The organism is Streptomyces torulosus, assembly GCF_001419765.1.
Classification (GTDB): Bacteria; Actinomycetota; Actinomycetes; order Streptomycetales; family Streptomycetaceae; genus Streptomyces; species Streptomyces torulosus.
Genome location: NZ_LIRK01000342.1, coordinates 28,901 through 54,066 on the forward strand (window position 1 = coordinate 28,901; position 25,166 = coordinate 54,066).

A 25,166-nucleotide genomic window follows, 5' to 3' on the forward strand; every position below is an offset into this window, starting at 1 on the left:
GTCACATCACTGATTGATACGAAGCAAGTTGCCGGATTTGGGGTGAAGTTCGGTGCTCAGTAGGTTTTGACGGTGCGTAGTCTGTCCGGCATGCACACCACCGGGAAGCGAGTGACGTTAGAGCACGTCGTGGTCCTGGGTGCGGTACGGATGAATGCCAACACGACCGCATCCGTACTTCGGGGGGACCGGAAACCAGCCGCCGTTTCCAGGCGCGCACGGGTGCGCCTGCCCGAGGAGTAGTCGTTCGATGAGCGAGCACCGTCGCAAACCGCCGCAGCCGCAGGGAGGCGGACGTGCCGCGGCCAGGCGCGGCCAATCGGCGCCCTCCGGCCGCCGCGCTGCACCGCGGGGCACCAATGGGTCACTTTCCGAGACCTACGGGGCGGGAGGTGATGACTCCCCCTACGAGGGACGCGCAGCGGCCCGACGGGCAGCGCAGAGAAGTACCGGCACCGGTGGCAGCCGCCGGAGAGCGGCCGAGCCCGCGGGACGCGGACCGGGTCGGGGCCGGCCTGCTCCTCCCGGCAAGAAGCGCTTCATCGACTATCCGCGCGTCGGCAAGTACGGGGCCATGCGGTGGGTGCCGTCCTGGCGCCAGGTGACGGCGCTCTTCATCGGGTTCTTCGGCTGCCTCGTGGCGGCCGCCGGTATCGGGTACGCCGTCGTCGCGGTGCCCAACCCGGCCGAGGCCGCGACGGCGCAGAACAACGTCTACTACTGGTCCGACGGCACGCAGATGGTCGCGACGGGTGGTGAGGTCAACCGCCAGATCATCGCCTACGAGAAGATCCCCAAGGCGATGCGCTACGCGGTCATGTCGGCCGAGAACAAGACGTTCGAGACGGACAGCGGCGTCGACCCCATGGGTATCGCCCGCGCCGTCGTCAACATGGCCAAGGGCGGCCAGACGCAGGGTGGATCGACCATCACCCAGCAGTACGTCAAGAACGCCATGCTCGACGACCAGTCGCAGACCCTCTCCCGGAAGGTGAAGGAACTCTTCATCTCGGTGAAGGTGGGCGCCTCCGTCGAGAAGGAAGACATCATGCGCGGCTACCTGAACACGGCCTACTTCGGCCGTGGCGCCTACGGCCTTCAGGCTGCCGCCCGCACGTACTTCGGCGAGGATGCCGAGAAGCTCAACCCGAGTCAGTGCGCCTTCCTCGCCGCCATCCTCAAGGGTGCGACGTACTACGACCCGGCCGGAGCGACGTCGATCGACCCAGCAGCCACGCCCGAGGCGAACACCAAGCGGGCCACGGACCGCTGGGGATGGATCCTCGACGAGATGGTCAAGGACAAGCGCCTCTCGCCGGGTACGCGGGCCAAGTACAAGGACTTTCCCAAGATCGAGCGGCCCAGGTCCAACGCCCAGCTGGGCGGGCAGATCGGCTACCTCGTCGACACGGCCAAGGGCTACATCCTCAACAACACCGACATCACGCCGAAGCAGCTCGAGCAGGGCGGCTACGAGATCCACACGACCTTCGACAAAAACAAGGTCAAGGAACTCGAAGCGGCCGTGAAGAAGGTGCGCAAGGAGCACATCAAGCCCAAGCTGCGGCCGGAGACGGACACGCATGTGCAGTTCGGCGGGGCGTCGGTGAATCCGAAGTCGGGTGCCATCGAGGCGATCTACGGCGGTGAGGACGCCACCAAGCACTTCACCAACAACGCCGACGTGACCGGAGCGCAGGTTGGTTCGACGTTCAAGCCCTTCGTCCTGGCGGCAGCCATGACCTGGGGCAAGCGCGACCCCGATCTGGACCCGGATCAGGCTCAGGACGAGCGCACCATCGTCTCGCCGAAGAGCCTCTACAGCGGCAAGAACAACCTCAAGATCGAGGACTACGACGGCACCGTCTGGACCAATGAAGAGGGCAAGGAGTGGCTGCAGGCCAACGACGGCGACGAGTCGTACGGCAGCGCGCCGAAGTACCAGATCGACCTGCGTGAGGCGATGCGGGTCTCGGCGAACTCCGCCTTCGTCCAGCTGGGCATGGACGTCGGTCTCGACCGGGTGAAGGAAGCGGCCATCGAGGCGGGCCTCAAGAAGGACAGCCTCACGGGCACCAGCTTCCCCTCGTTCTCGATCGGTATCTCTGACCCCAGCGCCATCCGTATGGCGGGCTCGTACGCGACCTTCGCCGCCAGCGGCAAGCAGAACGACCCGTTCTCCGTGAGTAAGGTCGAGTACGAGGGCCTGACGAAGTTCGACCACGAAGAAATCGCCTCCCCCAAGGAGGCCTTCACCGCGGACGTCGCCGACAACGTCACCGACGTCCTCAAGACCGTCGTCGACAAGGGAACCGGTACCTCGGCCCAGCTGGCCGGCCGCGAGGTGGCCGGCAAGACCGGTACGACCGACGGCAACAAGTCGGCCTGGTTCGTCGGGTACACCCCGCAGTTGTCGACGGCGATCAGCATGTACCGCATGGACGACGACGAATCCAACAAGAACCGCACGTTCTTGGAGATGTACGGCACGGGTGGCCAGAAGACGATCCATGGTGCCTCCTTCCCGGCGGAGATCTGGCACGACTACATGGAGGACGCGCTCAGGAACGTGCCTCCGAAGGCGTTCCCGGAGCCGCAGCCCATCGGTGTGATCGTCAACGACGACCCGGACCCGACGCCGACTCCCTCGGTGGAAGAGAGCCCGGAGGAGAGCCCGGAGCCGTCGCCGTCGCCGTCCCAGAGCGAGCCTGTCGTTCCGTCGCCGACGCCCAGCGACAAGCCCTGCAAGAACCCGTTCGACCCGACCTGTCAGGACACCGGCGGTACGGACACAGGGGGCACGGACACCGGTGGAACGGACGGCGGGGTGACACCAACCCCGAGCGAACCGGAGGACAACACAAGAGGCAATCAGAACGGGGGACTCTTCGGAGGACCCGCCGGATAGCTCTTCGTCCCGGTAGAGGGTGTTTCACGTGAAACAAGGGCCGCCGCACCGCTGAGGTGCGGCGGCCCTTCTCGTGTGCGGCGGCACGAGAGCGGGCGCTCAAGAGGCTGTTTCACGTGAAACACAAGCCATCCCGGACAGCTGGATGCGGCGGTCCTCGACGTAGTCCTGGGCACGTACGGCAGGATGTGCGGCATGCCCAGTGCGGAGACGACGCGAATGAGCGTGGACGAGCCGGAGCCGGTGCGGCCGACCAAAGAGGACGAGGTCGCTGCGGCCGGCAGTGAGCTGATCGGCGGCCCCATCGGGCGACGTGCACTGCTCGGGACGTCCTGGTGGAGCCCGGTCCGGGTCGTCGCCCTCGTCGCGATCGGCATGTTCGCGCTGGGCATGGTGCAGAAGCTGCCCTGCTACGACGGCGCCTGGTTCTTCGGGGCCAGCTCCCAGTACACCCACGCCTGCTACTCGGACATCCCTCATCTCTATCAGGGGCGCGGCTTCGCCGACGGGCTGGTGCCGTACTTCGACAAGATCCCCGGCGACATGGAGTACCTCGAGTACCCGGTGCTGACCGGTGTCTTCATGGAGGTCGCGGCATGGCTCACCCCGGGCAGCGGCACCATCCAGGAACAAGAGCAGTGGTACTGGATGGTCAACGCGGGGATGCTGATGGCCTGCGCGGCGGTCATCGCCGTGTGCTCCGCGCGCATCCATCGCCGGCGCCCCTGGGACGGCCTTCTGGTGGCCCTGGCGCCGGCGTTCGCTCTGACGGCGACCATCAACTGGGATCTGCTCGCCGTGGCCCTGCTGGCGGTCGCGATGCTGATGTGGTCGCGTCAGCGCCCTCTGGCCTTCGGTGTGCTGATCGGGCTCGCCACAGCCGCCAAGTTCTACCCGTTCCTACTGCTCGGCCCGCTCTTCGTCCTGTGCTGGCGAGCGGGCAAGTGGCGCGAGTTCGGGATCGCGCTCCTTGGCGCGGTCGGCGCCTGGCTCGCGGTGAACCTCCCCGTGATGCTCCTGGCGCCCGACGGTTGGGCGAAGTTCTACCGCTTCAGCCAGGAACGAGGCGTCGACTTCGGCTCCGCCTTCCTCGTCATCTCGCAGCGGATGAACATCCAGATCACCCCTGAGACGGCGAACGCGTACGCGATGATCGCCATGCTCCTCATCTGCGGCGGCATCACCGCACTGGCACTGACCGCGCCACGGCGTCCGCGCTTCGCCCAGCTGGCCTTTCTGATCGTGGCGGCCTTCATCCTCACCAACAAGGTCTACTCACCGCAGTACGTGCTCTGGCTGGTGCCGTTGGCCGCGCTGGCCCGGCCCCGCTGGCGCGACTTCCTCATCTGGCAGGCGTGTGAGGTCGTGTACTACCTGGGGATCTGGCTGTACCTCGCGTACACGACGAGCGGAGAGGCCCACAAGGGACTGCCCCCCGAGGGCTACCACGTGGCGATCATGGCTCATCTGCTGGGAACGCTGTACCTGTGCGTCATCGTGGTACGCGACATCTTCATGCCGGAGCGGGACATGGTGCGCCGCGCCGGAGACGACGATCCGTCCGGCGGCGTGCTGGACGGCGCGGAAGACGTCCATGTGTACGGTGCCGCCGCCCGTCCCCCGCGGCACGCAGCGCACTTCGACGGCCCCCTTGTGGAGTGGGGCAGCCAGGACTCCACGGACCGTTCGCCCTGAGCGAACGCGGCAGGTGAGGCACACGAAAGGCCGTGCACGGGAACCCCGTTCACGGCCTTTCACATGAATGCGGCTTGCGGTCCCGCCCGGCACCGTGTGGCGGCCGGGCGGGCATGGATCAGCGGTCGACGATCCGGTCGAACTGAGTGGTGGTGTGCCGCAGATGGGCCACCAACTCCTCGCCGACCTGCGGCTCGGGGGCGTCCGCGGGCACGAAGAGGATCGACACCTGCATGTGCGGCGGCTCCGCGAACCAACGCTGCTTGCCGCCCCAGACGAACGGAGAAAGGTTCCGGTTGACCGTCGCGAGGCCGGCTCGGGCGACGCCCTTGGCACGCGGCATGACGCCGTGCAGGGCCTTGGGAGCCTCCAGCCCCACCCCGTGCGACGTGCCGCCCGCCACGACCACCAGGAAGCCGTCCGAGGCCGCCTTCTGCTGCCGGTAGCCGAAGCGGTCGCCCTTGGAGACGCGCGTGACGTCCAGGACTGCTCCGCGGTACTCGGTGGCCTCGTGGTCCCCCAGCCACAGCCGGGTGCCGATCCGGGCGCGGAAGCGAGTCTGCGGGAACTGCTGCTGCAGCCGGGCGAGGTCCTCGGCCTTGAGGTGGCTGACGAACATCGTGTGCAGCGGCAGACGGGCCGCACGCAGGCGGTCCATCCAGCCGATGACCTCCTCGACGGCGTCGGAGCCGTCGGTGCGGTCCAGCGGCAGGTGGATGGCGAAGCCCTCCAGGCGGATGTTCTCTATGGCCGCGTGGAGTTGGGGCAGTTCCTGCTCGCTCACACCGTGCCGCTTCATCGAGGACATGACCTCGATGACCACGCGGGCGCCCACGAGGCCGTACACGCCGTCGACCGACGACACGGAACGGATCACGCGGTCGGGCAGGGGAACGGGCTCCTCGGCCCGTCGGTACGGCGTCAGCACCAGCAGGTCACCGCTGAACCAGTCCTTGATCCGGGCCGCCTCGTACGTCGTGCCGACGGCGAGGACGTCCGCGCCGAGGCGCGTGGCTTCTTCCGCCAGCTTCTCGTGCCCGAAGCCGTAGCCGTTGCCCTTGCAGACGGGGACGAGTCCCGGGAACTGCTCCTGAACGTGCTTGTGGTGTGCCCGCCAGCGCGCGGTGTCGACGTAGAGCGTGAGCGCCATGGCCGGTCCCGGAACCTTTCTCGTGGCTGCGGTGTATCAGAGGTATGGAAGCAAAAACGGGGGAGTCAGCGGCGCGACATGTAGATGTCGAGCGCCTTGTGGAGCAGCTTGTTGAGCGGGAAGTCCCACTCACCGAGGTATTCAGCGGCCTGGCCGCCCGTGCCCACCTTGAACTGGATCAGGCCGAAGAGGTGGTCCGTCTCGTCCAGCGAGTCGGAGATGCCGCGCAGGTCGTAGACGGTCGCGCCGAGGGCGTAGGCGTCGCGCAGCATGCGCCACTGCATCGCGTTCGAGGGCCGGACCTCACGGCCGATGTTGTCCGACGCGCCGTACGAGTACCAGACGTGCCCACCGACGACCAGCATCGTCGCGGCGGACAGGTTCACGCCGTTGTGCCGGGCGAAGTAGAGCCGCATGCGGTTGGGGTCCTCGGTGTTGAGGGCCGTCCACATGCGCTGGAAGTACGACAGAGGGCGGGGCCGGAAGCGGTCGCGGACAGCGGTGATCTCGTACAGCCGCTGCCACTCCTCCAGGTCGTGGTAGCCGCCCTGGACGACCTCGACGCCGGCCTTCTCGGCCTTCTTGATGTTGCGGCGCCACAGCTGGTTGAAGTTCTTGTGGACCTCTTCGAGGGAGCGGTTCGCCAGCGGCACCTGGTAGACGTAGCGGGGCTGTACGTCACCGAAGCCGGCCCCGCCGTCCTCGCCCTGCTGCCAGCCCATGCGGCGCAGCTTGTCGGCGACCTCGAAGGCGCGGGGCTCGATGAAGTCGGCCTCGATGTCGCGCAGCCGCTTCACATCCGGGTCCTGGATGCCCTTCTTGATGGAGGTGGCCTCCCAGCGCCGGATGATCACCGGCGGGCCCATCTTCACCGAGAAGGCGCCCTGGTTCTTCAGATGCGCGAGCATCGGCTCCAGCCAGTCGGTGAGATTCGGCGCGAACCAGTTGATGACCGGGCCCTCGGGCAGGTAGGCCAGATAGCGCTTGATCTTGGGAAGCTGGCGGTACAGCACCAGGCCGGCGCCGACCATCTCACCGGTCTTGTCGTCGAACCACCCGAGGTTCTCGGAGCGCCACTCGGCCTTGACGTCGGCCCAGGCCGGGACCTGCATGTGGCTAGCCGAGGGCAGGCTCTGGATGTACGCCAGATGCTGCTCTCGGCTGATCGTCCTCAGGGTCAGGCTCATTCGGGGCGCTCCTCGGGCTGGTGTGTCCCCATGGGTACAGGGGCTCCGGCTCTCGCGCCGAAGCCTACTGCGCCCTGCGGGCACGCCGAATGGCCGCATGGGACCTCGGCCCCGGCCGATGCGCGGCCGGGGCGCAGGACGGTGCTATTCGGCCGCTTGGTCCGATGTGGGACGGCGGACAGTGCGAGGCACCGCCCGTCGTGTCGACCCCGCGGCCGGGAGAAGAGTCAGCCGATGAGTCCGCCGAACAGACCTCCATGGGCCATGCCGAGGAAGAAGCCGACGGCCGAGGCACCGAGACCCACGATCAGGCCGAAGCGCTCACGAGTCGTTTCCGAGATGAACTGCCCGTACGCGCCGGTCAGGATTCCCACCAGCCCCGTCCAGGAACTGATCAGATGAAGGTGGTGGAACATCGCCGTGATGAAGGAGACCGCACCGAGGACGAGCGTCACGGCGAGCAGCGTGTCCTGCACGGGGTGGGGCTTGTCGTCGGTCGCGAACAGGGATCCGGCGATGTTGGGTCGCAATGTCTGTGCCATGGGGCACCTCCTGCGGAAGGCGGCGCATCGTAGCGCCATACACACCCGATGTGTACAGATTGACGGTCACCACCGCCGAATTTCAACCGGAAGCGGGTGTGCGGGTACTGTGTACCGTCTGCACCGGTGTCTGCCCAGGCCATGACAGGGAATCCCAGCGGGAACCCCGATTGTCAGTGGTGGCCGATACCGTTGCGTACGCATCACAACCCTCCTGCCACGGAACGACCGTGGCCGCTGAGTCCGAAGGAGGTGGGTTCCACATGCGTCACTACGAGGTGATGGTCATCCTCGACCCCGATCTCGAGGAGCGTGCTGTCTCCCCGCTGATCGAGAACTTCCTCTCCGTCGTCCGTGAGGGCAACGGAAAGGTCGAGAAGGTCGACACCTGGGGCCGTCGTCGTCTCGCGTACGAGATCAAGAAGAAGCCCGAGGGCATCTACTCGGTCATCGACCTGCAGGCCGAGCCTGCGGTCGTCAAGGAGCTCGACCGCCAGATGAACCTGAACGAGTCGGTCCTCCGGACCAAGGTCCTTCGTCCCGAGACCCACTGAGCCTCCCGCTCAGCTGATCTCGGGTTTCGAGTAGCAGCAACCAAGCAGCCAGAGCAGCAAACCCGCCGAGAGGTTCCCCATGGCAGGCGAGACCGTCATCACGGTCGTCGGCAATCTTGTCGACGACCCCGAGCTGCGCTTCACCCCTTCCGGTGCGGCGGTCGCGAAGTTCCGTGTCGCGTCCACCCCCCGCACCTTCGACCGTCAGACGAACGAGTGGAAGGACGGCGAAAGCCTGTTCCTGACCTGCTCGGTCTGGCGTCAGGCGGCGGAGAACGTCGCCGAGTCGCTCCAGCGAGGCATGCGCGTCATCGTGCAGGGCCGACTGAAGCAGCGGTCCTACGAGGACCGTGAGGGCGTCAAGCGCACGGTCTACGAACTGGACGTGGAGGAAGTCGGCGCCAGCCTGCGCAATGCCACGGCCAAGGTCACCAAGACCGCCGGCCGAGGTGGCCAGGGTGGTTACGGCGGCGGCGGTGGCGGCGGCCAGGGTGGCGGCGGCTGGGGCGGAGGCCCCGGCGGCGGTCAGCAGGGCGGCGGCGCTCCCGCTGACGACCCGTGGGCGACCAGCGCTCCCGCCGGTGGCAACCAGGGCGGCGGCGGTGGCGGCTGGGGCGGAGGCTCCGGCAGCGGTGGCGGCTACTCGGACGAGCCCCCCTTCTAGGACCGCTCGGGCCGGATCACCGGTCTGTCGGTCGAGGGCGGGGGCCGTACCCCACACTTCTTGATCACACAGGAGAAACACCATGGCGAAGCCGCCTGTGCGCAAGCCTAAGAAGAAGGTCTGCGCTTTCTGCAAGGACAAGGTCACGTACGTGGACTACAAGGACACGAACATGCTGCGGAAGTTCATTTCCGACCGCGGCAAGATCCGTGCCCGCCGCGTGACCGGCAACTGCACGCAGCACCAGCGTGACGTCGCCACGGCCGTCAAGAACAGCCGTGAGATGGCGCTGCTGCCCTACACGTCCACCGCGCGCTAAGGGAAGGGTGACAGACTCATGAAGATCATCCTCACCCACGAGGTCTCCGGCCTCGGTGCTGCCGGCGAGGTCGTCGACGTCAAGGACGGCTACGCTCGCAACTACCTGATCCCGCGGAAGTTCGCTATCCGCTGGACCAAGGGCGGCGAGAAGGACGTCGAGCAGATCCGTCGTGCTCGCAAGATCCACGAGATCCAGACCATCGAGCAGGCCAACCAGGTCAAGGGCCAGCTCGAGGCCGTCAAGGTCCGTCTGGCTGTCCGCTCCGGCGACGCCGGTCGTCTCTTCGGTTCCGTCACCCCGGCCGACATCGCTTCCGCGATCAAGGCTTCCGGTGGCCCCGAGGTCGACAAGCGCCGCATCGAGCTGGGTGCTCCGATCAAGACGCTGGGCTCTCACGAGACGTCCGTGCGTCTGCACCCCGAGGTTGCCGCCAAGGTCAACATCGAGGTCATCGCGGCCTAAGCGCTGCGCGCGATAGAGCACTGTGTGGGGCCGCACCCTGTGAAGGGGTGCGGCCCCACTTGCGTGCAGAAGCGCTGTGGCCCTCATCTGCTGGCGCTGGTGCCGACACCGGTGGCTGTTTCACGTGAAACAGTGTGAACCGGGTGATGTTTCACGTGAAACAGCGCTTGGCCCGCTCAGCGAGTGGCTCCGGTGACGATCCAGCGGCCCGAGCGGGAACGAAGCCCCAGGGTCAGCATGCGGGTCGCCATCATCAGTGTCATCGCGCCCCACAGGGCGGTCAGGCCACCATGGAAGGTCGGGACGAGCAGAGCGGCGGGCGCGAAGACCGCGAGGGTCACCAGCATGGCCCGGGCCAGATAGGGTCCGTCCCCCGCGCCCATCAGTACACCGTCTAGCACGAAGACGATCCCGGAGATCGGCTGGGCGAAAGCCACCACGATCAGTGCGGGCAGCGCGGCCTCCCGGACCGCCGGGTCCCCTGTGAAGAGTGGGATGAACAGAGGACGGGCCGCGATCACCGCAAGCCCGAGAACGGCACCCGTGGCGATCCCCCACTGCACCATGCGGCGGCAGGCTTCGCGGGCGCCCTGAGCGTCGCCAGCTCCGAGATACCGGCCGATGATGGCTTGCCCGGCTATGGCTATCGCGTCCAGGGCGAAGGCGAGCAGGCTCCAGAGCGACAGGATGATCTGGTGGGCGGCGATGTCCTCGTCGCCGAGTCGGGCGGCGACTGCGGTGGCGATCATCAGGATGGCGCGCAGGGAGAGCGTACGGACCAGCAGTGGCGCCCCCGCCTGAGCGGAAGCGCGTATCCCGGCCGTGTCCGGTCGCAGTGAAGCGCCGTGTCTGCGTGCTCCGCGGACCACGACCCAGAGGTATGCGGCGGCCATCCCGCACTGAGCGATGACCGTGCCCCAGGCGGAACCGGCGATGCCGAGGTCGGCGCCGTAGACGAGTCCTGCGTTGAGGGCGCCGTTGGCGACGAAGCCCCCGACGGCGACGTACAGAGGAGTCTTGGTGTTCTGGAGGCCACGGAGGACGCCCGTGGCGGCGAGCACGATGAGCATGGCGGGGATGCCCAGTGCCGAGATCCGCAGATAGGTCGTGGCATAGGGGGCGGCTGTCTCCGACGAGCCGAAGAGGGTGACCAGGGCAGGTGCCGTGGGCAGTACGACCGCGACGACGACGGCACCGAGCAGCAGAGCGAGCCAGATGCCGTCCATACCTTGGCGGATGGCTGCTCTGAGATCGCCGGCTCCGACCCGCCGGGCGACGGCCGCCGTGGTGGCGTAGGCGAGGAAGACGAAGACGCTCACGGCCGTGACGAGGAGGGCGGAGGCGACGCCGAGACCGGCGAGTTGTGCGGTGCCGAGATGGCCGACGATGGCGGTGTCGACCATGAGGAAAAGAGGCTCGGCGACGAGTGCGCCGAAGGCCGGAACGGCGAGTGCGACGATCTCGCGGTCGTGGCGCCGGCGGTCGACCTTGGAGGTCGCTGGAGCCTGTGTCATGAGCACCAATCTAATCTTCCACAGGTAAGAGATGCAATCCGCCTTTGGCTATTACACGGAGCCCGGTTGAGTGTGTCGTCGCGCACGGATCGTGATGATCTTGATCCTGTTGGGGAAGTTTTTCTTCTGCACAGCCGGTGGACGGTAAACATGCAGGTCAGACTGGTTGCCATGGCTGAGGCGAGGGCTTGTTCACAGGGCTGTCCACCGAGTCGTGCACAGGTTTCGCGGAGTTCTCCACAGCATCTGGGGCTTCGTCCACATGGCCTGTGGATAACCAGATTGGCTGAAGGTGCCCGCGGGCCTACGGTGGTGCGGCGCCCACTCCCTCGGCAGACCGCGGATACCCCGCAAATCCGACGTGCCGTAACCGGAGTTGGGCCTCTCATTTGTCAGTGTCGTGCCGTAGAACTGAGAAGCACGGCGAGGTCCGCTCGGCGGACGGGAGGAGGTCGCTCGGTGAGCATTTCCGAGCCCCTGGACGACCCGTGGGCCGACAGCGGACCCAGTGATCGTCTGCCTGCCTCCCGACGACGCCACGACGGCGGCCGGGGACGGGACGATCAGCACGACCGCGGCCGGGACAACGGGGAGTGGGACGGCGGGGGTTCGGCCTTCGAGCGTGTGCCGCCGCAGGACCTCGACGCGGAGCAGTCCGTCCTCGGCGGCATGCTGCTGTCCAAGGACGCCATCGCCGACGTCGTCGAGATCCTCAAGGGCGCAGACTTCTACAAGCCGGCCCACGAGACCATCTATCAGGCGATCCTCGACGTCTACGCCAAGGGCGAGCCCGCCGACCCCATCACCATCGCCGCCGAGCTCACCAAGCGCGGCGAGATCACCAAGGTCGGTGGCGCCTCCTATCTGCACACGCTGGTGCAGACGGTGCCGACGGCGGCGAACGCGGAGTACTACGCGGAGATCGTCCACGAGCGCGCCGTCCTGCGCCGCCTGGTCGAGGCCGGCACCCGCATCACCCAGATGGGATACGCGGCTGACGACGACGTCGATGAGATCGTCAACAGAGCCCAGGCGGAGATCTTCGCGGTCACCGAGCAGCGCACCACCGAGGACTATCTGCCGCTCGGCGACATCATGGAGGGCGCACTCGACGAGATCGAGGCGATCGGTTCACGGTCGGGAGAGATGACCGGCGTGCCGACCGGCTTCACCGATCTCGATCAGCTCACCAACGGGCTCCACCCCGGTCAGATGATCATCATCGCGGCCCGTCCCGCCATGGGTAAGTCCACGCTGGCGCTGGACTTCGCCCGTGCCGCCTCCATCAAGAACAACCTGCCGAGCGTGATCTTCTCGCTCGAAATGGGCCGCAACGAGATCGCGATGCGTCTGCTCTCCGCGGAAGCGCGCGTAGCCCTGCACCACATGCGCTCCGGCACGATGACCGACGAGGACTGGACCCGGCTGGCCCGCAGGATGCCGGACGTCTCGGCCGCGCCCCTCTACATCGATGACTCCCCGAACCTGTCGATGATGGAGATCCGAGCCAAGTGCCGCCGTCTGAAGCAGCGCAACGACCTGAAGCTCGTCATCATCGACTATCTGCAGCTGATGCAGTCCGGCAAGCGGTCCGAGAGCCGTCAGCAGGAAGTCTCGGACATGTCGCGAAACCTGAAGCTGCTGGCCAAGGAGCTGGAGTTGCCGGTCATCGCGCTGTCGCAGCTCAACCGTGGTCCCGAGCAGCGCACGGACAAGAAGCCGATGGTCTCCGACCTGCGTGAGTCCGGTTCCATCGAGCAGGACGCCGACATGGTCATCCTGCTGCACCGCGAGGACGCCTACGAGAAGGAGTCCCCGCGCGCCGGCGAGGCGGACATCATCGTGGGCAAGCACCGTAACGGTCCGACGGCGACGATCACTGTCGCCTTCCAGGGTCACTACTCGCGGTTCGTGGACATGGCCCAGACCTGATCCGACCGCTCGGCCGTCCGGAACGAAATGTGCTCGACGTGCGTGGCCGGGCCGGGTGGACTGAGCCCATGACACAACCTTTGGAAGAGCTGCTTCCTGCCACCCGCCGGGCTCTGCTGCACCGTATCGCCGTCGCTCAGACCGAGGGCCGCGCGCCGTCCTTGGTCGCCGCGGTCGTGCGAGGTGACAGGACGGTGTGGAACGGGGCGCGGACCTCCGTCGACGGGCATGCGCCGGACGCGGACGTGCAGTACCGGATCGGCTCGATCACCAAGACCTTCACGGCGGTGCTGGTCCTGCGCCTGCGGGACGAGGGCCTGTTGGATCTCGGTGATCCGCTGGAGAAGCATCTGCCCGGCACCAACGCAGGGGAGGTCACCATCGCCCACCTGCTCGCCCACACGGGCGGGTTGGCGGCCGAGTCGCCCTCCCCCTGGTGGGAGCGGACCCCCGGCTCCCTGCGTCCGGAACTCGCCGACGTGCTCGGCGAGGAGCCGCACCGGCATCCCGTCGGCCGCCGCTTCCACTACTCCAACCCCGGTTTCACGCTCCTCGGCGCGCTGGTCGAGCGGGTGAGGGGCGCCTCCTGGGAGGACGTCCTGCGGCGCGAGGTGCTCGAACCGCTGGGCCTCACCCGCACGACGTGGCACCCCGAGGCGCCGCACGCCGGTGGGTGGGCCGTCCACCCCTGGGCCGACGTGATGATGCCGGAGCGGGTCGAGGACCTCGGGAAGATGGGGCCCGCAGGGCAACTCTGGTCGACCGCAAGGGACTTGGCGCGCTTCGCCGCGTTCTTGGCCAAGGGCGACGACCGGGTGCTGAGCGCGGCGTCGGTTCAGGAGATGCGGGCGCCTGCCGCTGCCGCGGGTGACGCCGCCGATGTGTCGGCCGGCTCGGCATACGGGCTAGGCATGCAGATCCAGGACCGGGACGGCCGGTTGCTCGTCGGTCATGGAGGATCGGTGCCAGGCTTCCTCGCACAGTTGACCATCAGCGTCGAGGACGATGTCGCGGCCGTTGTGCTGGCCAACTGCACCTCCGGGCCGGTGGTGTCGGAGGTGGCCGCCGATCTGGTCCGCATCGTGGCGGAGGCCGAGCCGCGCATCCCGGAGCCGTGGCGTCCGCTGCCCGAGGTCGACCAGTCGGTCCTGGAACTGGTGGGGCCTTGGTACTGGGGGACGTACAGCTTCGTGCTGCGACTCGTGGCCGGCGGAGGTGTGTCGTTGGAGCCGCTGTCGGGCACGGGGCGCAGCGCTCGCTTCCGGCGCGACGACGACGGCGACTGGACCGGTCTCAACGGATACTTCGCGGGAGAGCGCCTACAGGCCGTACGAGGGCCCGACAAGCGCGTGAGTCACCTGGACATCGGCTCCTTCGTGTTCACGCGTCAGCCGTACGAGCAGGGCGCTCCGGTGCCCGGTGGGGTGGATTCCGAGGGGTGGCGCGGGATCGCGTAGTCGCCGAAAGGGCGGGGCGGGGTCCTGGCGTGCGATGTTTCACGTGAAACAGGACCCTTGCCCATCACCGGGTGTGCTCAGAGCGGAAGCTTGAAGCCCACATGGGTGGCCTCGAAGCCGAGTCGCTCATAGAAGCGGTGGGCATCGGTGCGCGTGACATCGGACGTCAGCTGGACCAACTGGCATCCCTGACGTCGTGATTCAGCGATCGCCCACTCGATGAGGTGGGTGCCGAGACCACTCCCGCGCTCATCCGCGTGCACGCGCACACCCTCGATGATCGACCGGGTGGAGCCGCGCCGGGAGAGACCGGGGATGATCGTCAGCTGAAGTGTGCCGACGACGCGGCCCTCGCGGACGGCGACCATCAGGTGCTGGTGGGGGTCACCGCTCAGGCGCTCCAGGGCCGCGAAGTACGGCGTCAGATCGTCCGGCGACTCACGCCGGGCGCCCAGCGGGTCATCGGCGAGCATGGCGACGATGTCGGCGATGTCGTCCTTGGCCGCCGAGCGAATTTCAAGATCTTCCATGCCCGCACCCTACGCAGGTGCGTTCAGTGACTCCACGGCGCGGACCAGGGGCGCCAGTTCGGGGTTCTTCGCCGCTTCGTCCAGCGCCTCGCGCAGTGCGGCGTCGTTGGTGGGGCGGGCCTCTGCCAGGAGCTTGAGCCCGGCTTCGGAGACGTCGGTGTAGATGCCCCGGCGGTCGGTCGGGCACAGGTAGCGCGACAGCAGGCCGCGGTCCTCGAGCCGGGTGACCAGGCGGGTCGTGGCGCTCTGGCTGAGGACGACTGCGTCGGCCACCTGCTTCATCTGCAGGTGCCCGCCCTCGCCGTCGTGCTGGCGGCTCAGGACGTCCAGCAGGGAGTACTCGCGCACGCTCAGACCGTGCCCGGACTGCAGTGCGCGCTCGATGCGGGCCTCGATCCTCCCGTGCAGCAGGGAGAGAGCGCACCAGCCCTGAGCGAGGGCGGTGAGCGCGGGGTCCGTGGCTGTCATCGGTCTCCTCCTTCCCGGAGCGGTTCACCCCAGGATAGGCCACTGGTGCAATAGTCAGCTCAGGCAGATATAGCGCGTCTGCAATTATTGTGTACGCTCGAACACTGCACCTGCAATCTTCTGAAAGGTACGTCCTCATGCCTCTCGCGCTGCTGGCCCTGGCGATCGGGGCCTTCGGGATCGGCACGACGGAGTTCGTGATCATGGGGGTGCTGCCGGAGGTCGCGGGCGACTTCGGCGTCTCCATTCCGACCGCCGGCTTCCTCGTGACCGGCTACGCGCTCGGCGTGGTGCTCGGCGCCCCGATCATGACCGCCCTGGGGACGAGGGTGTCCCGCAAGCGGATGCTGATGCTGCTGGTGGGGCTCTTCGTCGTGGGGAACCTGCTCGCGGCCCTCGCGCCCACCTACACCGTCATGCTGATCGGACGGGTGGTCGCCTCGTTCGCCCACGGCGCCTTCTTCGGGATCGGCTCGGTGGTCGCCGCCGATCTGGTCGCTCCGGACCGGAAGGCCGGTGCCATCGCGATGATGTTCAGCGGTCTCACCGTCGCGAACGTGATCGGAGTGCCCCTCGGGACACTGATCGGACAGTCCCTGGGCTGGCGGGTCACCTTCGCCGCGGTGGCGGCACTGGGCGTCGTCGGACTGCTGGGCGTCGCCCGGCTCGTCCCCGACATGCCCAAGCCGCAGGGCGTGCGCCTGCGCCATGAACTCGCGGCCTTCAAGAACGTCCAGGTCCTGCTCGCCATGGCGATGACCGTGCTGGGCTTCGGCGGGGTCTTCGCCGCCATCACCTACATCGCGCCGATGATGACCCACGCCGCCGGCTTCGCCGACGCCTCCGTCACCTGGCTCCTCGTTCTCTTCGGTCTCGGCATGGTCGCCGGCAACCTCGTGGGCGGCAGGTACGCGGACCGCGCGCTCATGCCCATGCTGTACGTCACCCTTGGCGCCCTGGCCGTCGTCCTCGCGCTGTTCACCCTCACCGCCCGCGACAAGGTCGCCGCGGCCGTGACCATCGCGCTGGTCGGTGCCCTGGGCTTCGCCACCGTGCCGCCGCTGCAGAAGCGCGTCCTCGACCAGGCGCAGGGTGCGCCCACCCTGGCCTCGGCCGTCAATATCGGCGCCTTCAACCTCGGCAACGCGCTCGCCGCCTGGCTCGGCGGCCTCGTCATCGACGCGGGCTTCGGTTACACGGCGCCCAACTGGGTCGGAGCCGCCCTCGCGGTGAGCGCCCTCGTGCTGGCGTTCCTCTCGGCGGCTCTGGAGCGCAGGAGGTACGTGCCGAGCACCGTTGTGGCCGGCGGGGCCATGGCCGACCGGCGGACGGCCGTGCACCGCTGACAGTTGTGCGTCGGCCGTGCCCGCCCGGCTCGAGCGCTCAGCCCGCCGCCACGGTCAGCGGAGCGTATCGGCGGGACCAGTCGCCCGGCAGCTCGGAAATCCCGTAGGTCATCACCGCGTTGAAGGCGACCGACTTCAGGCCGTGTTGCTTCACCCACGCCAGCAGTTCCTCGTGCCGTACGTCGATGTCCGTGCGGAGGGGGAGTCCGGTGTGGGCGGCCAGGGACGCGATGAGTGCCTTTGCCGTCCGTGTGTCCCGGGCGATCAGCGGTCCGACGACATGGGTGTCCATGTTGGGCCAGGCGGCCGCGTAACCGATGACTCGGCCGCTCTCCTCGGCGACGCGGATCTGATCGGCGAAGGCGGGGAGCCGGGTGAGTACGTGAGTGCGGTCCATGCCGAACACCTCCCCGTCGAGCCGGACGATCGTCGTGAGGTCCTCGGCGGTGGCCGGGCGGGTGGTGACAGCGGGATCGTCCCCGTCGGCCGAGAAGTTTCCCCGGACCATCTCGGCTCGCCCCGTGACCTTGAACCCCAGCTCCTCGTAGAGCGGCTGTCCGTTGGGCGTCGCGTGCAGCGTCAGCGGGGTCGTCCCGGACTCGGTGATGACGTGGCGCATCAGACGGCGGCCGATGCCCTGCCGGGCGTGCCGCTCGGCCACCAGCACCATGCCGATCGCCCTCAGGTCCGGGCGGCCTGCCGCTCCGTACTCGGTCACCACACAGGCGGCGACGAGGCCACCTTCCGGATCGTCGATGCCGTACCCGGCCCCGGCTGCCAGCAGCAGCCCCCACTTGTGCTCTTCGCGGGGCCAGCCCCGGTTCTCGGACAAGTCGGCGCAGGCGGTGAGATCGCGCGGGGTGAGACGGCGGATGGGGAGAGCAGAAGGGGAAGGTGTCGGCACGCGGGCCAGGCTGTCCGACGCAGGACCCCGACGTCCACCGGATTGCTGGGGGACGTACGCGCTTTTGGCCATCTTGCTCACAACCGCACAGCGCGCGGACAGATGTTTCACGTGAAACAGCAACGCGCGGGCACACCCGAGCAGGCGTGAAGCGTGTGGCTGGCTAGCCTCGGCCGCTATGACGCGACTGCACCTGTTCGATCTGGACGGGACCCTGCTGCACCGATCGGCAGCGCCTGTGGAGATCTCCCGACAGCTCGGCCTGGACCACGAGATCGCCGAGCTCGAACGGGATTTCGTGACCCGGCGTATCGATTCACGGATCTACGCACAGCGCGTCCATGGTCTGTGGACCGGGCTCACCGAGATCCATGTCGCCGCTGCCTTCGAGGCGGCGCCCTGGCTCCGGCGTATCCAGGACACCTGGGCCGAGATCCGGGACAGGGGAGAGTACTGCGCCGTCATCTCCCTCTCGCCTTCGTTCTTCGTCGAGCGGCTGACGGCGTGGGGTGCGCATGCGGCGTATGGTTCGCTCTTTCCCCAAGTGCCCTTCGCCGAGCCGGTGGATCCGGCAGGGATCCTCACCCCGGCGGCCAAGGTCGAGATCGCGGACGGCCTCTGCGCGCGCTTCGGACTGACCCGCGCGGACTGTGTCGCATACGGTGACTCGCTGTCCGACGCGGACCTTTTCGGCTCGGTGCCGATCTCGGTCGCCGTAAATGCGGATCAGCATGTGGCCGCGCTGGCCACGCACTCCTACACGGGGCAGGATCTGTGGGATGCCTATGAATTGGTGCGCCACGCCCGGTAATTGAAGGAATCGCTGATTCGCCCCTGTTGAATTCCCGCCGGGACATGGGGGGACTTGTATGTGACGCGCGTGCCGGTAGGGTCGAGTCCGGTTCGTGTCCGAAGCGAGATGTAGTCGTCTCATCCTGCGGGTACGAACACAGTCCAATGCAGCCTAACCGGACAGAGAGATCGAAGACCCGCGTTCACCGTTGTGGAACGTGGGCGTTGGTGTGCTGTGGAACGCTGCCACATATTGCTGCGGCTCACGTCACACTCTCGCCTACTTGTCCGTACGGTGCGGGAAGCCGGGTTGAATGTGGCCGCATTGGTCGTGGGGGAACACAACGGGGAAAGCAAGGCCGTCCGCGGGGGAAACATGCGACCTTCCGGCTGAGGGAGTGCGCAGATCGACCGAAAGATGCTCGAGGCGAGGCACACCATGGACGCTCCGACCACCACCACGTCGGCCGGCAACGGCGCTGCGGGGGACAGTGACGGAGGCAGCTGGTTCACACCGCGCACCCAGCCGTCCCCCGACGGGGATCAGGAGATCGAGGGCAACCGTCTCGCCGGGCTGCGTCCCGTGGGCCGCACCCAGGAGCCGTCGACCGGGCCGCAGCGGGCCCTGGACGAGGCTGCCCGGGAGCGAATACCCCCGTTCCAGGACCCGCCGTCCAGCCCTCCGCCCCGACCGGCTGCCCTCGGTGAGGAGCACGGCTCCGAGCAGTCCGTCTTCGAGGCCCGGGTCCCCACCACCCGCGCGGGTCGCACCCCCGAGGCCTCGCCCGACGCCGTGCTCATCCGGCGGACCATGGCCGAGGTCGGACCCGTCGCCGACAAGGTCACCTCGTACTTCTACGCGCTCCTCTTCGTCCAGCACCCGGACCTGCGCTCCCTCTTCCCGCCGGCGATGGACGCCCAACGGGACCGTCTGCTCAAGGCACTGCTGACCGCGGCCGAGCACATCGACAACACCCCCGTCCTCGTCGACTACCTCCAGAACCTCGGCCGAGGCCACCGCAAGTACGGCACGCAGCCTGAGCACTACCCGGCGGTCGGCGAGTGCCTGATCGGCTCCCTGAGCCGTTACGCCCCCACGACCTGGGACGAGGAGACCGAGGCGGCCTGGGTCCGGACGTACACCACGATCTCTCAGGTGATGATCGACGCGGCCGCCGCGGACGAGCTGCGTTCCCCGCCGTGGTGGCTCGCCGAGGTCGTCTCGCACGAGCTGAGAACAGCCGACATAGCGGTCCTCACCGTCCGGCCGAACCAGCCGTATCCGTTTCTCGCCGGTCAGTACGCCAGCGTGGAGACTCCCTGGTGGCCGCGGATCTGGCGGCACTATTCCTTCGCCTCGGCGCCCCGCTCGGACGGACTGCTGTCGTTCCATGTGAAAGCGGTCCCGGCGGGCTGGGTCTCCAACGCGCTCGTGCACCGTGCCCGACCCGGCGACGTCATACGGCTCGGTCCGCCGGCCGGTGCGATGACCGTCGACCACAGCACCGACAGCGGACTGCTCTGCCTGGGCGGCGGTACCGGCATCGCCCCCATCAAGGCCATGATCGAGGACGTCGCCGAACGAGGACGGTACCGCCCGGCCGAGGTCTTCTACGGGGCCCGCAGTGACCAGGACCTCTATGACATCGACACCCTGCTGCGACTGCAGCAGAGCAACTCCTGGCTGAAGGTCCGGCCGGTGGTCGACCGGCACGGGCTGCTCCAGCTGCCCGACGCCATACGCGAATACGGACCGTGGATCGAGTACGACGCGTACCTCTCCGGTCCGCCCGGGATGATCCGCAGCGGTGTGGACGCGCTCAGGGGCGTGGGTGTGCCGTCGGACCGCATACGCCATGACTCGGTGGAGGAACTGGTGGCCGCCGGCGACTGAGCCGGAAGCCCGACCGGGCCGTGACGGGCAGCGCCAGCTGTCCGTCAGCCCAGGTCGGGCGCGTGCATCGCGCGGACGCCCTCGATGTTCCCGTCGAGGTAGTGCCGCAGCGACAGCGGGACGAGGTGGACGGAGGCGATCCCGACCCGGGTGAAGGGCACCCGCACGATCTCGTACTCGCCCAGCGGCTCGTCCACCTCGGGGCCGTGTCGCTTCGACGTGTCCATGGATTCCAGACGGCAGACGAAGAAGTGCTGGACCTTGACCCCCGTCGCGCCACCGTCCTCACCGATGTGTTCGACGGTGTCCACGAAGCAGGGCACGACATCGGTGATCTTGGCGCCGAGTTCCTCGTGCACCTCGCGATGGAGCGCGTCGACGACGGTCGTGTCCTCCGGCTCGACCCCGCCACCAGGCGTGAGCCAGTAGGGATCGACACCCGGTTTGGTCCGCTTGATCAGGATCAGGTCGTCGCCGTCGAGCAGGATGGCGCGGGCGGTGCGTTTGACCACGGGTCGGACGGTCATGGGAGAAATGTGGCCCGTCATGTTCCACGTGAAACATCGCCCGACCATGGAAATGAGCCACGACACCCGCTGCCTCAGGACCAGCCCACCGCGGTGCGCAGCAGCCACTCGTGGGCCCGGGCGATGTGCGGCATGGCCAGGGTGCCGGTACGGACCACCAGGAAGTACGTCCGCAGCGGCGGCACCGCCGGCTCGAGAAGCGCTATGACGTCCCCTCGCTCAAGGGCGTCGACGCAGAGATAGCGGGGCAGCACCGCCAGACCTCCCCCCGAGATCGCGCAGGCCAGCACCGCGCGCAGGTCCGGGACGACCACCGTGCCGGAGGCGGCGGGCCGGGAGTCGAAGACCGAGGCCCAGTAGCGCGCGACGAACGGCAGCGACTCGTGCACCTCGACGACCGGAAGCCCTTCCAGCAGGTGCGCCTCCTTGGGATGCAGCTTGCCGGGTCCGATGCGCTCGGCCCACCGCGGGGCGGCGACCAGTACATGCTCCTCGTCGCAGAGGGCGGTCGCGGTCAGCAGCGCGCCGCGGGGCTGCGCGGTGGTGATGGCCAGGTCGTGGTGGCCGGCGCCGAGGCCCTCCAGCGTCTCGTCGGCGTTCCCGAAGGACACCCGCAACGCGAAGCCCTGGCCGTCGTCGATGAGTTCCGTGAGAGCGGGCAGGACGCGCTCGGCGGTGAATTCCGGGGGACCGGCGAGATGGAGTGTCCCCAAGGAGGAATCGTCGTCCAGGCCCGTCTCGGCGATCTCCATCAGCGCGTCGAGATGAGGGGCCGCCTTGTGAGCGAGTTCGTCGCCGATCGTCGTCGGCGTCACGCCCCGAGCCTGGCGCAGGAACAGCGGGCGGCCCAGCTGCCGCTCCAGGGTGCGGATCTGGGAGGTGACGGCCGGCTGCGAGAGGCCGAGCAGGGCCGCGGCACGGGTGAACGAACCGGCCCGGTGCACGGTCACGAACGTACGCAGTAAGGCCAGATCCATGGTCGCCCCTTCGCCGCCCCGGAGCGCCCAACTATAAATAAGTCGATAGGTCTCTGTCGCTACTGTGATTGGACACTGACACAGAGTCAACTAGCCTTGGTCGCGCGGTTCTTCGCGCGCGGAACCGGGGCGGTCCGAGCCACGAGGGGGGAGGCTCGGACCGTCCGTTGTACGTAGCGGAGTACTAGCCGGTAGCCACGGCGAGGGCCCGCAGTACATCCGCCACCAGGTCGTCGGTGTCCTCCGCGCCGGCCGAGAACCGGATGAAGCCTTCCGGCACCGCGTCCCCGCCCCACCGTCCACGCCGCTCGGCAGTCGACCGCACGCCGCCGAAGCTCGTGGCGTCGTCCACGAGACGCAGCGCGTCGAGGAAGCGGTCGGCACGCGCGCGCGTGGGCAACGAGAACGAGACGACGCATCCGTAGCGCCGCATCTGCTGCGAGGCGATCTTGTGGGACGGATCGTCCCCCAGCCCCGGATACCGCAGCCCGGTCACCTCGGGGCGACCCTTCAGCGCCTCGGCGACGGCCAGGGCGTTGGTGCTCTGCCGGTCGGCCCGCAGCTGGAGCGTGGCCAGGGAACGGTGCCCGAGCCAGGCCTCCATCGGGCCGGGGATCGCTCCGACGATCTTGCGCCAGCGCCGCACGGCGGCCATCAGCCCGGCATCGCGCCCGGCCACGTAACCGAGCAGCACATCACCGTGCCCCGTCAGCTGCTTGGTGCCGCTGGCCACCGCGAAGTCCGCGCCCAGCTCCAGCGGCCGCTGCCCGAGCGGGGTCGCCAGGGTGTTGTCGACGGCGACCAGGCAGCCCCGCTCGTGCGCCGCCTCGCAGAGCCGGCGGATGTCGCACACGTCGAGCCCCGGGTTGGACGGCGTCTCTACCCACAGCAGCTTGGCGCCGTCCAGGGCGTCGAGCTGGGCATCGCCGCCGGTCGGGGCGCTGCGCACCTCGACGCCGTACGACCGCAGCTGCTCACCGGCCAGCGGCAGCACGTTGTAGCCGTCGCTCGGCAGGACGAGGACGTCTCCGGAGCGCAGCTGGGAGAAGAGGACCGCCGAGATCGCGGCCATGCCCGAGGCGAAGGCGAGCGTCTCGACCTCCTCCTGGCCGGGCGCCTCCAGCTCCCCGATGGCTCGCTCCAGGAGGGTCCAGGTGGGGTTCTGGTCCCGCCCGTACGCGTACGGGCCGGTGGGGTCGCCCGGCAGGTGGTAGTGGGCGGCGAAGACCGGGCCCGGAAGGGTCGGCTCATGCTTGACGGGTTCGGGCAGCCCGACGCGGACGGCTCGTGTGCCCTCGCCCAGCTCCGGGGCGGGGTTCTCCTCAGTCATGCGGCATGTCCTTCCACCTGCTCGCGTACGGCGGTCACAAGGCCCTCGCTCGCGGCCTCCACCAGCTCGAGGCACTCCTCGAAGCCGTCCATGCCACCGTAGTAAGGGTCGGGAACGTCGAGGTCGTCACCCGAGGCGGGATCGTAGGAGCGCAGAAGGCGGACCTTGTCCGCGTCCTCCGGGGTGGGCGCGAGGCGGCGCAGCGCCTTCATATGACCCGCGTCCAGGGCGACGACGAGGTCGAGGCGGGAGAACCACGAGGCGTGGAACTGGCGCGCGGTGTGACCGCTGCCGTAGCCGTGGGCTTCCAGGACGCTGACGGTACGCGGATCGGCCGGCTCGCCCTCGTGCCAGCCACCGGTGCCCGCACTGTCGACCTCGACCAGGCCGTCGAGTCCGGCCTCTTCCGTGCGGGCGCGGAAGACGGACTCGGCCATCGGCGAGCGGCAGATGTTGCCGGTGCAGACAAAACAGACGCGGTAGGTCATCTCACAGCCTCAGTCGGCGTCGGGCAGGACGAGGTGGAGTGCCCAGGAGACGATCGAGATGATCAGGCCGCCCAGGACGGCGGTCCAGAAGCCCTCCACGTGGAAGCTCAGATCGATCTTGTCGGCCAGCCAGGAGGTGAGCAGCAGCATCAGGGCGTTCACCACCAATGTGAACAGGCCCAGGGTGACTATGAACAGGGGCAGCGTGAGGAGCTGGACGAGCGGCTTCACCACGGTGTTCACCAAGCCGAAGACGAGCGCCACCAGCAGCAGCGTGCCGACCTTCTTGCCCGTGCTGTCCCCGGTGAGCGTGATCTTGTCGAGCAGCCAGACGGCGACGGCCAGTGCGCCCGCGTTGGCGATCGTCTTGACTAGGAAATTCATCATGTGTCTGATCGTGGCAGAACGGATCGGTACGAGCACCGGGCAGGGGCGACAAAGTCGATGAAGGCATTCCGGTTGGATGAACTGGAGGCGGAGCGCGCCGCCAACGACGGCGCCTATCTGCAGTTCCTGCGCGAGCGGAACATGTCGGTCGGTCTCTACGCGCTCGACGCGGGCGAGCTCGACCCGCAGCGACCGCACAGCCAGGACGAGGTGTACCTCGTCGTGAGCGGTAGGGCCTCACTCACGGTCGGCCTGGAGACCACGCAGGTGGCGCGAGGCAGCGTGGTCTACGTGCCCGCCGGGGTCGCCCACAAGTTCCACCACATCACCGAGGATCTCCGGGTCGTGGTGGTGTTCTCTCCGCCGGAGGGCTGAGCTCCACTTCCGGGTTCCCTAGGGGAACGATCAGGGACGGACAAGGGGTGCGAAGCCCCCGGACGCCCCCTGCGCGGCCCTAGCATCGATGGCAGGACATGAAGGGACCCGGAACCAGTGCCCGACGAGGGCCACGGGCGGAGACAAGGAGCAAGGCGATGCGGGAGATCTTCGCGGGGATGCCGTGGTGGGTGAAGTGGATCGCGGTGCCGGTCATCGCCCTGGTCGTGTTCGGCGGGCTGATAGCCAGCATCCTCCAGGTCGTGTTCGGCCTGCTGTTCAAGGTGCTGGTCTTCGTGGCCCTGGTCGGCGGACTCATCTATGTCGTACGGAAGTTCACGGCGAGCTCGTCGTCCCGCAGCGACTGGTGACGCGTCAGCACAGGGGAACGGCTGAGGCGTGAGTGAGTGAGGGCTGGTCAGGGCGCGGCGGTAACAGGAACGTGAGGTTCCCTCGGCCGGGGGAAGTTTCCCCTCGGGGCCGTCTGCGGGCGGTGGCGGGCGGCTAGAGTCCGGGAACTCGTCGCGGGCTCCACCCCGCGGGCGGCGCACCCCCTCCCGTGTCCCCCGCACGGGCGGCCCTCCTCGCGCTTCGGGAGTGACCCTTGGCCACGGCTGACACCGCACCCGCAGAACCCCTCTTCCCACCGGCCCGGCCGCGCTCCCTGTCCACACCGGCCGCCGGCCCACCCGCACAACCGGGCCCCCGATCGACCCCACTGGTCGGCGCCCCCGGACACCCGCGCACCCGCTCCGCCGAAC

The 25,166-nt window shown here is 68.1% G+C and carries 25 protein-coding genes; 13 read left to right on the forward strand and 12 right to left on the reverse strand.

The window, feature by feature from the left end; genetic code table 11:
• Positions 1-250 precede the first annotated feature (250 nt).
• Both AOK23_RS23590 and AOK23_RS23595 read left to right on the forward strand, forming a co-directional pair.
• Entirely contained in the window at positions 251-2,908 is a 2,658-nt protein-coding gene (locus AOK23_RS23590) for a transglycosylase domain-containing protein (protein ID WP_206336273.1), read from the forward strand.
• Positions 2,909-3,103: 195 nt separating this feature from the next.
• Positions 3,104-4,603: a glycosyltransferase family 87 protein gene (locus tag AOK23_RS23595; protein ID WP_055714664.1), complete on the forward strand. Its 1,500-nt coding sequence runs from the start codon at positions 3,104-3,106 to the stop codon at positions 4,601-4,603.
• A 118-nt stretch (positions 4,604-4,721) separates the two neighbouring features.
• Here AOK23_RS23595 and AOK23_RS23600 read toward each other — a convergent pair whose 3' ends face one another.
• The 3 genes from AOK23_RS23600 to AOK23_RS23610 all read right to left on the reverse strand — a co-directional run bounded on the left by AOK23_RS23600 (position 4,722) and on the right by AOK23_RS23610 (position 7,482).
• Entirely contained in the window at positions 4,722-5,753 is a 1,032-nt protein-coding gene (locus AOK23_RS23600) for an alanine racemase (protein WP_055714665.1), read from the reverse strand.
• A gap of 65 nt (positions 5,754-5,818) precedes the next feature.
• A complete protein-coding gene (femX, locus tag AOK23_RS23605) occupies positions 5,819-6,940 on the reverse strand; it encodes a peptidoglycan bridge formation glycyltransferase FemX (RefSeq protein ID WP_055714666.1) in 1,122 nt (373 codons plus the stop codon).
• Positions 6,941-7,167: 227 nt separating this feature from the next.
• Positions 7,168-7,482, reverse strand: a complete 315-nt coding sequence (locus AOK23_RS23610) for a hypothetical protein (protein ID WP_055537164.1) — start codon at positions 7,480-7,482, stop codon at positions 7,168-7,170.
• A gap of 263 nt (positions 7,483-7,745) precedes the next feature.
• Between AOK23_RS23610 and rpsF the strand changes: the two genes are divergently transcribed.
• From rpsF to rplI, 4 genes are all read left to right on the forward strand, one after another.
• Complete coding sequence (rpsF, locus tag AOK23_RS23615) at positions 7,746-8,036, forward strand: 30S ribosomal protein S6 (protein ID WP_004950685.1); 291 nt, start codon at positions 7,746-7,748, stop codon at positions 8,034-8,036.
• A 79-nt stretch (positions 8,037-8,115) separates the two neighbouring features.
• A complete protein-coding gene (locus AOK23_RS23620; protein WP_055714667.1) occupies positions 8,116-8,700 on the forward strand; it encodes a single-stranded DNA-binding protein in 585 nt (194 codons plus the stop codon).
• Between the two features lie 82 nt (positions 8,701-8,782).
• On the forward strand, positions 8,783-9,019 hold the full coding sequence (gene rpsR, locus AOK23_RS23625; protein WP_003949403.1) for a 30S ribosomal protein S18: 237 nt from the start codon (positions 8,783-8,785) through the stop codon (positions 9,017-9,019).
• 18 nt (positions 9,020-9,037) lie between these two features.
• Positions 9,038-9,484 (forward strand): 50S ribosomal protein L9, encoded by a 447-nt coding sequence (gene rplI, locus AOK23_RS23630; RefSeq protein WP_055714668.1) that lies wholly within the window; start codon positions 9,038-9,040, stop codon positions 9,482-9,484.
• Between the two features lie 176 nt (positions 9,485-9,660).
• On the opposite strand, the gene AOK23_RS23635 is transcribed toward rplI, so the two are convergent.
• The gene (locus AOK23_RS23635; protein WP_107102849.1) at positions 9,661-11,007 is read right to left on the reverse strand and encodes an MATE family efflux transporter; all 1,347 of its coding nucleotides are present in this window, start codon (positions 11,005-11,007) and stop codon (positions 9,661-9,663) included.
• Between the two features lie 450 nt (positions 11,008-11,457).
• On the opposite strand from AOK23_RS23635, the gene dnaB reads away from it, so the two are divergent.
• Together dnaB and AOK23_RS23645 are read left to right on the forward strand one after the other, a co-directional pair.
• Positions 11,458-12,930: a replicative DNA helicase gene (gene dnaB, locus AOK23_RS23640; RefSeq protein WP_055714670.1), complete on the forward strand. Its 1,473-nt coding sequence runs from the start codon at positions 11,458-11,460 to the stop codon at positions 12,928-12,930.
• A gap of 68 nt (positions 12,931-12,998) precedes the next feature.
• Positions 12,999-14,387, forward strand: a complete 1,389-nt coding sequence (locus tag AOK23_RS23645; RefSeq protein ID WP_055714671.1) for a serine hydrolase domain-containing protein — start codon at positions 12,999-13,001, stop codon at positions 14,385-14,387.
• A 77-nt stretch (positions 14,388-14,464) separates the two neighbouring features.
• Here AOK23_RS23645 and AOK23_RS23650 read toward each other — a convergent pair whose 3' ends face one another.
• Together AOK23_RS23650 and AOK23_RS23655 are read right to left on the reverse strand one after the other, a co-directional pair.
• Positions 14,465-14,917 (reverse strand): GNAT family N-acetyltransferase, encoded by a 453-nt coding sequence (locus AOK23_RS23650; protein ID WP_055714672.1) that lies wholly within the window; start codon positions 14,915-14,917, stop codon positions 14,465-14,467.
• A 9-nt stretch (positions 14,918-14,926) separates the two neighbouring features.
• Positions 14,927-15,385 (reverse strand): MarR family winged helix-turn-helix transcriptional regulator, encoded by a 459-nt coding sequence (locus AOK23_RS23655; RefSeq protein WP_055714673.1) that lies wholly within the window; start codon positions 15,383-15,385, stop codon positions 14,927-14,929.
• 137 nt (positions 15,386-15,522) lie between these two features.
• Between AOK23_RS23655 and AOK23_RS23660 the strand changes: the two genes are divergently transcribed.
• On the forward strand, positions 15,523-16,731 hold the full coding sequence (locus tag AOK23_RS23660; RefSeq protein WP_055714674.1) for an MFS transporter: 1,209 nt from the start codon (positions 15,523-15,525) through the stop codon (positions 16,729-16,731).
• A 37-nt stretch (positions 16,732-16,768) separates the two neighbouring features.
• Here the strand turns inward: AOK23_RS23660 and AOK23_RS23665 are convergent, their stop codons facing one another.
• Entirely contained in the window at positions 16,769-17,635 is an 867-nt protein-coding gene (locus tag AOK23_RS23665; RefSeq protein ID WP_055714675.1) for a GNAT family N-acetyltransferase, read from the reverse strand.
• A 178-nt stretch (positions 17,636-17,813) separates the two neighbouring features.
• Between AOK23_RS23665 and AOK23_RS23670 the strand changes: the two genes are divergently transcribed.
• Positions 17,814-18,446: an HAD family hydrolase gene (locus AOK23_RS23670; RefSeq protein WP_055714676.1), complete on the forward strand. Its 633-nt coding sequence runs from the start codon at positions 17,814-17,816 to the stop codon at positions 18,444-18,446.
• Between the two features lie 420 nt (positions 18,447-18,866).
• Complete coding sequence (locus AOK23_RS23675; protein WP_240496523.1) at positions 18,867-20,321, forward strand: globin domain-containing protein; 1,455 nt, start codon at positions 18,867-18,869, stop codon at positions 20,319-20,321.
• Between the two features lie 44 nt (positions 20,322-20,365).
• Here the strand turns inward: AOK23_RS23675 and AOK23_RS23680 are convergent, their stop codons facing one another.
• The 5 genes from AOK23_RS23680 to AOK23_RS23700 form a co-directional block, all read right to left on the reverse strand.
• The gene (locus tag AOK23_RS23680) at positions 20,366-20,848 is read right to left on the reverse strand and encodes an NUDIX domain-containing protein (RefSeq protein WP_055514539.1); all 483 of its coding nucleotides are present in this window, start codon (positions 20,846-20,848) and stop codon (positions 20,366-20,368) included.
• A 74-nt stretch (positions 20,849-20,922) separates the two neighbouring features.
• Positions 20,923-21,825, reverse strand: coding sequence for a LysR family transcriptional regulator (locus tag AOK23_RS23685; RefSeq protein WP_055714677.1), 903 nt, complete (start codon positions 21,823-21,825; stop codon positions 20,923-20,925).
• Positions 21,826-22,009: 184 nt separating this feature from the next.
• The gene (locus AOK23_RS23690; RefSeq protein WP_055714678.1) at positions 22,010-23,155 is read right to left on the reverse strand and encodes a cystathionine gamma-lyase; all 1,146 of its coding nucleotides are present in this window, start codon (positions 23,153-23,155) and stop codon (positions 22,010-22,012) included.
• A complete protein-coding gene (locus tag AOK23_RS23695) occupies positions 23,152-23,643 on the reverse strand; it encodes a low molecular weight protein-tyrosine-phosphatase (RefSeq protein WP_055714679.1) in 492 nt (163 codons plus the stop codon). The genes AOK23_RS23690 and AOK23_RS23695 overlap by 4 nt, the downstream gene beginning before the upstream one ends.
• A gap of 9 nt (positions 23,644-23,652) precedes the next feature.
• Entirely contained in the window at positions 23,653-24,030 is a 378-nt protein-coding gene (locus AOK23_RS23700) for a phage holin family protein (RefSeq protein WP_055714680.1), read from the reverse strand.
• Between the two features lie 57 nt (positions 24,031-24,087).
• Here AOK23_RS23700 and AOK23_RS23705 point away from each other — a divergent pair, with 57 nt between their 5' ends.
• Positions 24,088-24,405, forward strand: coding sequence for a cupin domain-containing protein (locus AOK23_RS23705; protein WP_033530837.1), 318 nt, complete (start codon positions 24,088-24,090; stop codon positions 24,403-24,405).
• A 158-nt stretch (positions 24,406-24,563) separates the two neighbouring features.
• Positions 24,564-24,776, forward strand: a complete 213-nt coding sequence (locus tag AOK23_RS23710; protein ID WP_055714681.1) for a DUF5326 family protein — start codon at positions 24,564-24,566, stop codon at positions 24,774-24,776.
• The last annotated feature ends 390 nt before the right edge of the window (positions 24,777-25,166 follow it).

Excerpts from the sequence above, each read along its gene's own strand:
- AOK23_RS23590 (WP_206336273.1), top strand. The coding sequence starts at position 251 with ATGAGCGAGCACCGTCGCAAACCGCCGCAGCCGCAGGGAGGCGGACGT.
- AOK23_RS23595 (WP_055714664.1), top strand. The coding sequence starts at position 3,104 with ATGCCCAGTGCGGAGACGACGCGAATGAGCGTGGACGAGCCGGAGCCG.
- AOK23_RS23600 (WP_055714665.1), bottom strand. The coding sequence starts at position 5,753 with ATGGCGCTCACGCTCTACGTCGACACCGCGCGCTGGCGGGCACACCAC.
- femX (WP_055714666.1), bottom strand. The coding sequence starts at position 6,940 with ATGAGCCTGACCCTGAGGACGATCAGCCGAGAGCAGCATCTGGCGTAC.
- AOK23_RS23610 (WP_055537164.1), bottom strand. The coding sequence starts at position 7,482 with ATGGCACAGACATTGCGACCCAACATCGCCGGATCCCTGTTCGCGACC.
- rpsF (WP_004950685.1), top strand. The coding sequence starts at position 7,746 with ATGCGTCACTACGAGGTGATGGTCATCCTCGACCCCGATCTCGAGGAG.
- AOK23_RS23620 (WP_055714667.1), top strand. The coding sequence starts at position 8,116 with ATGGCAGGCGAGACCGTCATCACGGTCGTCGGCAATCTTGTCGACGAC.
- rpsR (WP_003949403.1), top strand. The coding sequence starts at position 8,783 with ATGGCGAAGCCGCCTGTGCGCAAGCCTAAGAAGAAGGTCTGCGCTTTC.
- rplI (WP_055714668.1), top strand. The coding sequence starts at position 9,038 with ATGAAGATCATCCTCACCCACGAGGTCTCCGGCCTCGGTGCTGCCGGC.
- AOK23_RS23645 (WP_055714671.1), top strand. The coding sequence starts at position 12,999 with ATGACACAACCTTTGGAAGAGCTGCTTCCTGCCACCCGCCGGGCTCTG.
- AOK23_RS23650 (WP_055714672.1), bottom strand. The coding sequence starts at position 14,917 with ATGGAAGATCTTGAAATTCGCTCGGCGGCCAAGGACGACATCGCCGAC.
- AOK23_RS23655 (WP_055714673.1), bottom strand. The coding sequence starts at position 15,385 with ATGACAGCCACGGACCCCGCGCTCACCGCCCTCGCTCAGGGCTGGTGC.
- AOK23_RS23660 (WP_055714674.1), top strand. The coding sequence starts at position 15,523 with ATGCCTCTCGCGCTGCTGGCCCTGGCGATCGGGGCCTTCGGGATCGGC.
- AOK23_RS23670 (WP_055714676.1), top strand. The coding sequence starts at position 17,814 with ATGACGCGACTGCACCTGTTCGATCTGGACGGGACCCTGCTGCACCGA.
- AOK23_RS23675 (WP_240496523.1), top strand. The coding sequence starts at position 18,867 with ATGGACGCTCCGACCACCACCACGTCGGCCGGCAACGGCGCTGCGGGG.
- AOK23_RS23680 (WP_055514539.1), bottom strand. The coding sequence starts at position 20,848 with ATGACCGTCCGACCCGTGGTCAAACGCACCGCCCGCGCCATCCTGCTC.
- AOK23_RS23685 (WP_055714677.1), bottom strand. The coding sequence starts at position 21,825 with ATGGATCTGGCCTTACTGCGTACGTTCGTGACCGTGCACCGGGCCGGT.
- AOK23_RS23690 (WP_055714678.1), bottom strand. The coding sequence starts at position 23,155 with ATGACTGAGGAGAACCCCGCCCCGGAGCTGGGCGAGGGCACACGAGCC.
- AOK23_RS23695 (WP_055714679.1), bottom strand. The coding sequence starts at position 23,643 with ATGACCTACCGCGTCTGTTTTGTCTGCACCGGCAACATCTGCCGCTCG.
- AOK23_RS23700 (WP_055714680.1), bottom strand. The coding sequence starts at position 24,030 with ATGATGAATTTCCTAGTCAAGACGATCGCCAACGCGGGCGCACTGGCC.
- AOK23_RS23705 (WP_033530837.1), top strand. The coding sequence starts at position 24,088 with ATGAAGGCATTCCGGTTGGATGAACTGGAGGCGGAGCGCGCCGCCAAC.
- AOK23_RS23710 (WP_055714681.1), top strand. The coding sequence starts at position 24,564 with ATGCGGGAGATCTTCGCGGGGATGCCGTGGTGGGTGAAGTGGATCGCG.